An 8,542-nucleotide genomic window follows, 5' to 3' on the forward strand; every position below is an offset into this window, starting at 1 on the left:
CATTTTCGTTGACGATGCTTTTCATTTTGTAATATAAATGCGAACGAGTCGCATTCGTATTAATGAGGTGTCCCGAAACGGGAAGCGAGTCGCCGGACAGCGGGCGGCCGGAACCGCGCGGGGCCGACGACAGGAAGAGGAAACGTCAACGATGATCAGCAGCCGGCCGGGCCGTGCCCGTGTGCACACGCATTGGGGGCGCCCGCTTGCGCGGGCGCTGGTGGCGTCGGGGTGGGCGAGCGCGGGCGGCGCGGAGCAGGTGCTCGCGCCCGTCGAGGTGACGGCGGCGCGCGCCGGCGCGCACAGCTTCGCGCCCGCCGACGTCGGGGTCGGCCCGTATCGCGGCCAGGACATCGTCGACGTGCCGGCGAGTGTCAACGTGGTGACGCGGGCGGTGCTCGACGCGCAGGGCGATCGCGGCCTGTACGACGCGCTGCGCAATGTGCCCGGCGTGAGCCGCCAGCAACTCAACGGGCTCGCGTACGACAACCTGTCGGTGCGCGGCATCCCGCTCGACAACCGCTCGAGCTATCGGATCGACGGCGTGCTGCCGTTCGACAACAATATCGCGATCCCGATGGAGGACAAGGAGCGCGTCGAGGTGCTGAAGGGTGCGTCGGCGTTGTATTACGGCTTCGTGCCGCCGGCGGGCATCGTGAACCTGGTGATGAAGCGCGCGGGCGCGAAGCCTGTGACCCGTCTGACGCTCGGCACCGACACGAACGGCTCCGCGCTCGTGCACGCGGATCTCGGCCGTCGCTTCGGCGCCGACCAGCAGTTCGGCATCCGGATCAACGCGGTCGGCAATCATGTCGAGGCGCCCGTCGACGGCGACCGCGGCCATCGCAACCTGTTCTCGGCCGCGCTCGACTGGCGCGTGACGAACCGGCTGAAGCTGGCGTACGACTTCGAGCAGATCGATCAGCGGATCGTCGAGCAGGCGGGCATCGTGCCGCTCGCCGCGAAGAACGGCGCGATCACGCTGCCCGTGCTGCCCGATCCGTCGCGCCTGCTCGTGCCGGGCGACCAGAAGACCCACGCGTCGGCGACGACGCACCTGCTGCGCGCGGACTATGCGTTCTCGGACGACTGGAGCGCGACGCTGACGGCCGGGCAGTCGACGACCTGGCGCGACCGGCGCCTGTGGATGTTCCAGAAGTACAACGTCGCGACGGGCGCGGGCACGCTGCAGGAAAGCGTGCAGGACGGGCAGCAGTACGAGAACCGGAACCTGCGGCTCGACGTGAACGGCGCGTTCCGCACCGGCTTCGTGTCGCACGACCTGACGCTCGGCGTCGCGCAGAACTGGCTGCACCAGCCGAGTTTCACGACTGACTACTACACCGCGAAACAGAACCTGTACGCGCCCGTCGCCGTCACGTCGCTCACGCCCGCGGGCTCGAAGGACTTCAACGAGCAGAACGTCGTCGACCGCGGCGCGTATGCGTTCGACCGGATGTCGCTGACGCCGCGCCTGGACGTGATCGCCGGCGCGCGCCATGGGCGCTTTCGAAGCACGCAGCTCGGCTCGCCTGCGTCGGCGGTGAGCCGGGTGACGCCGACCGCGAGCGTGATCTACAAGGTGCTGGCGGACACGAGCGTCTATGCGAGCTACGTCGAGGGGCTCGAGTCGGCCGGCACCGCACCCGCGACCGCGGCGAACGCGTACCAGATGTTGCCCGCCGCCGTGAGCCGTCAGCAGGAAATCGGCGTGCGCAGCCGGATCGCCGGCGACGCGCTCGCGTCGCTCGCGTTCTTCAACCTGCGCCGGGCATCGGCGGGAACGGACGCGAACAACGTGTATGCGATCAACGGCAGCGCGCGTTTTCGCGGCGTCGAGTTCTCGCTGCAGGGCGACGTGACGAAGCAGCTTTCGATGCTCGCGTCGGCGGTATGGCTGAACGCACGACAGGTGGACTCGACCGACGCGGCGCTCGTCGGCCGGGTGCCGGAGAACACGCCGCGCGTGATGGCGAGCCTGTTCGCCGAGTACCGGATCGCGGCGGTGCAGGGGCTGTCGCTCAACGGTGGCATCTACTACACCGGGTCGCGCGCGGTGAACAACGCGAACCAGGCATGGATCGGCGGCTATACGCTTTTCACGGCGGGGGCGCGCTATGCGACGACGCTGCTCGGCAAGCGTGCGACGTTCCAGGCCAATCTCGAGAACGCGACCGACAAGCGCTACTGGAGCGCCGCGGGCTCGAACCAGCTCGGCGTCGGGCTGCCGCGCACGCTCGCGCTGTCGTCGACGCTCGAGTTCTGAGCAACTGTCCTCGAGAGTCGAGCGGGATGAAGCGCCGGATTCCAGTCCGAACCGTGTTCGGCGATTGCGTCGAGCGCGTCAGCCGCTGGCGCATGCAGGCGGCGCGGGCGCCGGCCGGCATCCTTCCAGCCCCGGAGGTTCGCGCGGCGGGCGTCAGGAGGTCGCGATCAGCGGGTCGCTCGCGCTCGGGCGGCCGGTCTCGACGTGGCCCGCGAAGCGGCGCAGGAAACCGTCCGGCGTGCCGTCGGTCACGCTGAGGTCGTACCAGCCGTGGCTGCCGCGCAGGTCCCACCCGTCGTCGACCTGCTGGCCGGGCTGCAGGTCGTAGACGCGCGGGCCGCCGCTGCGGTATGCGTTCGTCACCGTCAGCCGCACCGGCGCGGCGCCCGGGTTCGACAGGCGCAGCGTGACATTGCCGTTCGCGGTGTCATGGTCGTAGCGAGCTTCCGGGTGGTGGCGCGCGTGCGTGGCGCCGGACCGGAATGCGCCGCGGAACCGGCACAGAAAGCCGTTCGGGCCGTGCACCGACAGATCGTAGACGCCGGGTGACGGCGATGCCGGCCAGGTGTCGGACAGCTGCTTGCCCGCTTCGACCGTGTACGTCCACGGCCCCGCCGCGCGGTTCGCCGAGTGGACGTTGAATGCCGCGCCCGCTCGGCCGGCATTCGCGAACGTGAGCCTGAACGTGCCGCTCGCGCCGTCGAGGCGGCCGTGCACGAACAGCGCGTACGGCAGCGGCCGGGCGGGGCGCAGGCCCGGCTCCTGTTTCGGCAGCGCCTGCACGGCGGGCGGCACCGGCACGTAGCTCGGGTGCCGGTCGCGGTCGGCGGGCGCGTAGCCGCTCGTGTCCGGCAGCCGCGGCCAGCCCGCGTCGGGATTCGCGAAGTCGAACGCGGACGTCAGGTCGCCGCACACGGCGCGGCGCCACGGCGACACGTTGCCCGCCCGGATCGCGTACTGCGCGCCGAAGCGCGCTTCGATGAATTGCAGCAGCGACGTGTGATCGAAGGTCTGCGAGCACACCCAGCCGCCCTTGCTCCACGGCGACACCACGAGCATCGGCACGCGCGGGCCGAGGCCGCACGGGCCGGCCATGTGGTTCGCGTCGCCAGCGAACGTCTCGCCGGCGGTCGTGACCGTCGACAGGCCGTCGTCGCGCGACGGCGGCGCATACGGCGGCGCGACGTGGTCGAAGAAGCCGTCGTTTTCGTCGTAGGTGATGAAAAGTGCGGTCCTGCTCCACACCTCCGGATTCGACGTCAGCGCGTCGAGCACCTGTTCGATGTACCACGCGCCATAGTTGGCCGGCCAGTTCGGATGCTCCGAATACGCTTCCGGGGAGCAGATCCACGACACCTGCGGCAGCGTGCCGTTCGCGACATCCCGCCGCAGCACGTCGAACAGCGTGCCGCCCGCGCTCACGTTGGTGCCGGTGCGCGCCTTCTCGTAGAGCGGCGAGCCGGGCTGCGCGCGGCGGTACGCGTTGAAGAAGAGCAGCGCGTTGTCGCCGTAGTTGCCGATGTACGGGTTCTGTGTCCAGCCCCACGCGCCCGCCGCATCGAGCCCCATGCCGACGTCCTGGTAGATCTTCCATGACACGCCGGCCTGCTCGAGCACCTCGGGGTAGGTCGTCCAGCCGCAGCCGGACGTGTCGTTGCCGAGCGCCGGGCCGCCGCCCGCGCCGTCGTTGCCGATGCAGCCCGTCCACATGTAGTACCGGTTCGGGTCCGTCGAGCTCGGGATCGAGCAGTGATAGGCGTCGCAGATCGTGAACGCGTCGGCGAGCTGGTAGTGGAACGGGATGTCGCCGCGCCGCAGGTACGCCATCGTCGTCGTGCCCTTGTTCGGCACCCACCGGTCCCAGCGGCCCCGGTTCCATGCCGCGTGCATGTCCTGCCAGCCATGGGGGAGATCCTGCAGGAACTGCATGCCGAGGTCGTCCGCGCCCGGATGGAACGGCAGCAGGCAGGCCGCGCCGTTCGGCTGGTGGAATACCGGCAGGCCGCCAGGCAGCATCAGCGGACGCGGATCGCCGAAACCGCGCACGCCGCGCAACGTGCCGAAGTAATGGTCGAACGAGCGGTTCTCCTGCATCAGGATCACGATGTGCTCGACGTCCCGGATTGTCCCGGTGCGGCGGTTTGCCGGAATCGCGAGCGCGGCGCGGATCGCGGGCGGGAACAGGTTCAGCGCCGCGGCGCCGGCGGCAAGCCGCAGGAAGCCGCGGCGATTCGCGTGGGTCATGTGTCGGTATCGGTGCGGAAGGGAAGGGCGCCGGGCGATGCCGGCCGCGCGCGGGCCACGTTACGCGGCGTCGGTCACCCACGCGCCGAACCACTCGCTCGGGCTGGCGATCTCGTCTTGCGCGGCGACCAGCTCCAGCTCGTAGCGGCGCGCGTCGTAGGTCGCCTTGACGACCGCATGCACGGCCGCGAGCGTGTGCTCGAACGCGGCGCGCACCGAGTCGCCGCGCAGGCGGCGCGCGACGAAGATCGCGCTCGTCAGGTCGCCAACGCCGACCGGATGGCGCGGAAACGCGTAGAGCGGCCGCTGGCCGATCCACGCCTCGGTCTCGGTCACGGCGAGCATGTTGAAGCGGTCGGCCGGGCTGTTGCGGTCGTGCAGGTGCTTGACGAGGATCAGTTTCGGGCCGCGGCGGATCAGCGCGCGGCACGCGTCGACCGCGTCGGCGACCGTCTCGATGTGCCGCCCGGCGAGCTTTTGCAGTTCGGTGTGATTGGGCGCCATGCCGTCGGCGAGCGTGGGCATCTCGTGGACGATGAATTCCTCTACGCCCGGCTCGGGGCGGATGCCGCCCGTCTGGCCCATCGCCGGGTCGCAGAAATACCACGCGTTCGGGTTCATCGCCTTCACCGCGCGCACGATCTCGACGGTCGCCCGCGCCTGCGCGGGCGAGCCGAGAAAGCCCGAGAGCACCGCGTCGCAGCGCTTGAGTGCGCCGATCGCCGCGATGCCGTCGACGAGCTCTTCCATCTTCGCGGCGTCGATCGCGCTGCCGGCCCAGTGGCCGTACTGCATGTGGTTCGACAGCTGAACCGTGTTGAGCGGCCAGACATTGACGCCGAGCCGCTGCATCGGGAACACGGCCGCGCTGTTGCCGGCGTGGCCGTAGATCACGTGCGACTGGATGCTGAGGACGTTTTTCATGGGGCGCTCGCCTGCATGCGGTTCGGGGTCACGTCAAACGATACCCGAGTTCAGCATCCACGAGAAAGCGGCTCGCGCGGGCATGTTGCGACGCCGTCAACGCGTACCGCGTAGAATCCCGTGTGGCACGGGGCTGCCCGCCGCCGCCGTGCGTCACTCGTCATCGTCACCGCCATGCTTCCGATTCGCAAGATGTCGTCCGCTTCGCGCGCCGCCGTGCTCGGCGCGATTCTCGCCGCTTGCGTGGCGCCCTGGGCGGGGGCCGCGTCCCCGGCGCCCGGCGGCAACGAAGGGCCGGCCTACGGCCCGCAACTGGAGGGCTTCGCCTATCCCGCGCCGGTGCATCGCTACGCGTTCGCATCGCAGCGCCAGACCCTCGAGATGACGTACATGGACGTGCATCCCGTGCATCCGAACGGCCGCACGGTGGTGCTGCTGCACGGCAAGAACTTCTGCGCGGCGACCTGGGAGGAGACGATCGCCACGCTCAGCCACGCCGGCTACCGCGTGATCGCGCCGGACCAGATCGGGTTCTGCAAGTCGACGAAGCCGGCGCGCTACCAGTACAGCTTCCAGCAGCTCGCGCACAACACGCACGCGCTGCTCGAATCGCTCGGCATCCGGGCGGCCACGATCGTCGGCCACTCGACCGGCGGCATGCTGGCGATTCGCTACGCGCTGATGTATCCGAACGCGACCGAGCAGCTGGTGCTCGTCAACCCGATCGGCCTGGAGGACTGGAAGGCGCTGGGCGTGCCGCCGCTGTCGGTCGACTACTGGTATGCGCGCGAGCTGAAGACGACTGCCGGCGGGATACGGCGCTACGAGCAGGCGAGCTACTATGCGGGCGAGTGGTCGCCGGCATACGAGCGCTGGGTGCAGATGCTGGCGGGCATGTATCGCGGCCCGGGCAAGGACGCGGTCGCATGGAACTCCGCGCTCGTCTACGACATGATCTTCACGCAGCCGGTCGTCTACGAGCTGGGCGCGATCCGCGTGCCGACGCTGCTGATGATCGGCGACAAGGACACCACCGCGATCGGCAAGGACGTCGCGCCGCCCGACGTGCATGCGAAGCTCGGACATTACGCGGAGCTCGCGAAGCGCACGCAGGCGGCGATTCCGGGCGCCACGCTGGTGGAGTTCGCCGCGCTCGGCCACGCGCCGCAGATACAGGACCCGGCGACGTTCCACAAGGCGCTGCTGGACGGGCTCGCCGCCGTGCATCCGCGCTGACCGGCGCCGTGGCCCGGCGCGTGGCCAGCGGGTGCTCCGAGGGCAATCAGCGGGCAATCAGCGGGCAATCAGCGGGCAATCAGCGGGCGGCCGGACGCGCGTCGCTCGCCAGATCGTCGCGGATCTCCGCGGCAATCTCGAACGAGCGCAGCCGCGCGGCGTGATCGTGGATCTGCGCGGTGATGATCAGCTCGTCCGCGCCCGTCTGCGCGATCCGGTCGCGCAGTTGCTCGCGCACCGTGTCGCGCGAGCCGACCGCGGCGAACGACAGCGAATGCGCGACGTTCGCGAGTTCCAGCTCGCTCGCGTCGAGCGTGTCGACCGGCGGCGGCAGCTTGCCGGGCGTGCCGCGCCGCAGGTTGATGAATTGTTGCTGCAGCGACGTGAACAGGCGGCGCGCCTCGTCGTCGGTTCCCGCTGCGAACACGTTGACCCCGACCATCGCGTACGGCTTCGGCCATGCGGCGGACGGCCGGTATTGCGCGCGGTACAGTTCGAGCGCGCGTGTCAGGTAGTCCGGCGCGAAATGCGACGCGAACGCGAACGGCAACCCCATCATCGCGGCGAGCTGCGCGCTGAAGAGGCTCGAGCCGAGCAGCCAGACCGGCACGTCGAGCCCCGCGCCGGGCACCGCGCGCACGCGCTGGCCGGACGCCGGCTCGGCGAAATAGCGCAGCAGCTCGGCGACGTCGTCGGGAAACGCGTCGGCGCTGCCGACGAGGTCGCGACGCAGCGCGCGGGCGGTCGTCTGGTCGGTGCCCGGCGCGCGGCCGAGGCCGAGGTCGATGCGGCCGGGATAGAGCGACGCGAGCGTCCCGAACTGTTCGGCGATCACGAGCGGCGCATGGTTCGGCAGCATGATGCCGCCGGAGCCGACCCGGATCGTGCGCGTGCCGCCGGCGACGTGGCCGATCACGACGGCGGTCGCGGCACTCGCGATGCCGGGCATGTTGTGATGCTCGGCCAGCCAGTAGCGGCGGTAGCCCCAGCGCTCGGCATGCTGCGCAAGGTCGAGCGTATTACGGAATGCCTGGGCCGCATCGGCGCCGGCGGGAATCGGGGCAAGATCGAGAACGGAAAATGAAGTCATCGCGGTGAAACCTTCGAACGAGAGGCGCGCGGTGATGCGCGGACGCAACAGATGCCGATAATTTTGCCAAAGGGTTCCGGATCGCGCTGACGCTGCGCGGATACCCCTGCCATCGAAATGGATGCCGCCGCGGCCGATTGCCCCATCCGACGAAGCTGGTTCGATTGTTGCGAAATTTGGTGTAATGATTTGAAAATTACGAATTTTTACGAGAATTTCCTGCGAATGGGGTCGCGCTTACACCAATCCGCGCAAGCTTGCTTCGACGAGGCTGCAATTCGCCTTCATCGCGCTTACGTTCGGGTGAACGAGATTGCACCGGAATGGTTCGCCGCGACATGGATTTGCCGATTTCGCACCAGTGCGTTTCATCGGAGTACCGAGCGCACGATGCCGCACGCTGCTAAAATTCGGCGTTTACCCATATCGTGCTGACGGTTTCCGTTCAATCTTCCTGCGTTTTGCTGAAACGTCACGCGGGGAGCGCCCCGAAAGAGGGGCTTGGCCGCTTTCGTGCACGTTGAGTGCCCCCAATCAGACGCAGCCGGAACAAGGAGTCGGGTCGTGCCCGCGTTCGTCCCAGTCGGATCATCCATCTCTCGCTCAATCGATCGCCGCCGCGGCCCGGCTGCGGGAGGGTGCAGCGCATGACGCCAGGCATCTCCCTCCTCGAGTGGCTGCTGGTCGCGTTCACGCTGGTCGCGGCCGGATATGCGCTTGTCGCGGCGTTCGCGCCGCGTCCGCGCACCCCGCGTACGGCCGCGCGCGACGGCTTCGAGCCG

Annotated in this window: 5 protein-coding genes; 2 read left to right on the top strand and 3 right to left on the bottom strand. The window is 69.2% G+C overall.

Annotated elements, in window-relative coordinates:
* The first annotated feature begins 151 nt into the window (after positions 1–151).
* Positions 152–2,266, top strand: a complete 2,115-nt coding sequence (locus tag LIG30_RS11500; RefSeq protein ID WP_083493989.1) for a TonB-dependent siderophore receptor — start codon at positions 152–154, stop codon at positions 2,264–2,266.
* Between the two features lie 153 nt (positions 2,267–2,419).
* Here LIG30_RS11500 and LIG30_RS11505 read toward each other — a convergent pair whose 3' ends face one another.
* Both LIG30_RS11505 and pdxY read right to left on the bottom strand, forming a co-directional pair.
* On the bottom strand, positions 2,420–4,510 hold the full coding sequence (locus LIG30_RS11505) for a phosphocholine-specific phospholipase C (protein ID WP_038712187.1): 2,091 nt from the start codon (positions 4,508–4,510) through the stop codon (positions 2,420–2,422).
* A 60-nt stretch (positions 4,511–4,570) separates the two neighbouring features.
* A complete protein-coding gene (gene pdxY, locus LIG30_RS11510) occupies positions 4,571–5,434 on the bottom strand; it encodes a pyridoxal kinase PdxY (RefSeq protein WP_038712189.1) in 864 nt (287 codons plus the stop codon).
* A gap of 174 nt (positions 5,435–5,608) precedes the next feature.
* Between pdxY and LIG30_RS11515 the strand changes: the two genes are divergently transcribed.
* Positions 5,609–6,670 (top strand): alpha/beta fold hydrolase, encoded by a 1,062-nt coding sequence (locus LIG30_RS11515; protein ID WP_038712191.1) that lies wholly within the window; start codon positions 5,609–5,611, stop codon positions 6,668–6,670.
* 79 nt (positions 6,671–6,749) lie between these two features.
* On the opposite strand, the gene LIG30_RS11520 is transcribed toward LIG30_RS11515, so the two are convergent.
* A complete protein-coding gene (locus LIG30_RS11520) occupies positions 6,750–7,760 on the bottom strand; it encodes an LLM class flavin-dependent oxidoreductase (RefSeq protein WP_038712203.1) in 1,011 nt (336 codons plus the stop codon).
* Positions 7,761–8,542 lie beyond the last annotated feature (782 nt).

This window comes from Burkholderia sp. lig30 (genome assembly GCF_000687455.2).
Classification (GTDB): domain Bacteria; phylum Pseudomonadota; class Gammaproteobacteria; order Burkholderiales; family Burkholderiaceae; genus Burkholderia.

Excerpts from the sequence above, each read along its gene's own strand:
- LIG30_RS11500 (WP_083493989.1), top strand. The coding sequence starts at position 152 with ATGATCAGCAGCCGGCCGGGCCGTGCCCGTGTGCACACGCATTGGGGG.
- pdxY (WP_038712189.1), bottom strand. The coding sequence starts at position 5,434 with ATGAAAAACGTCCTCAGCATCCAGTCGCACGTGATCTACGGCCACGCC.
- LIG30_RS11505 (WP_038712187.1), bottom strand. The coding sequence starts at position 4,510 with ATGACCCACGCGAATCGCCGCGGCTTCCTGCGGCTTGCCGCCGGCGCC.
- LIG30_RS11520 (WP_038712203.1), bottom strand. The coding sequence starts at position 7,760 with ATGACTTCATTTTCCGTTCTCGATCTTGCCCCGATTCCCGCCGGCGCC.
- LIG30_RS11515 (WP_038712191.1), top strand. The coding sequence starts at position 5,609 with ATGCTTCCGATTCGCAAGATGTCGTCCGCTTCGCGCGCCGCCGTGCTC.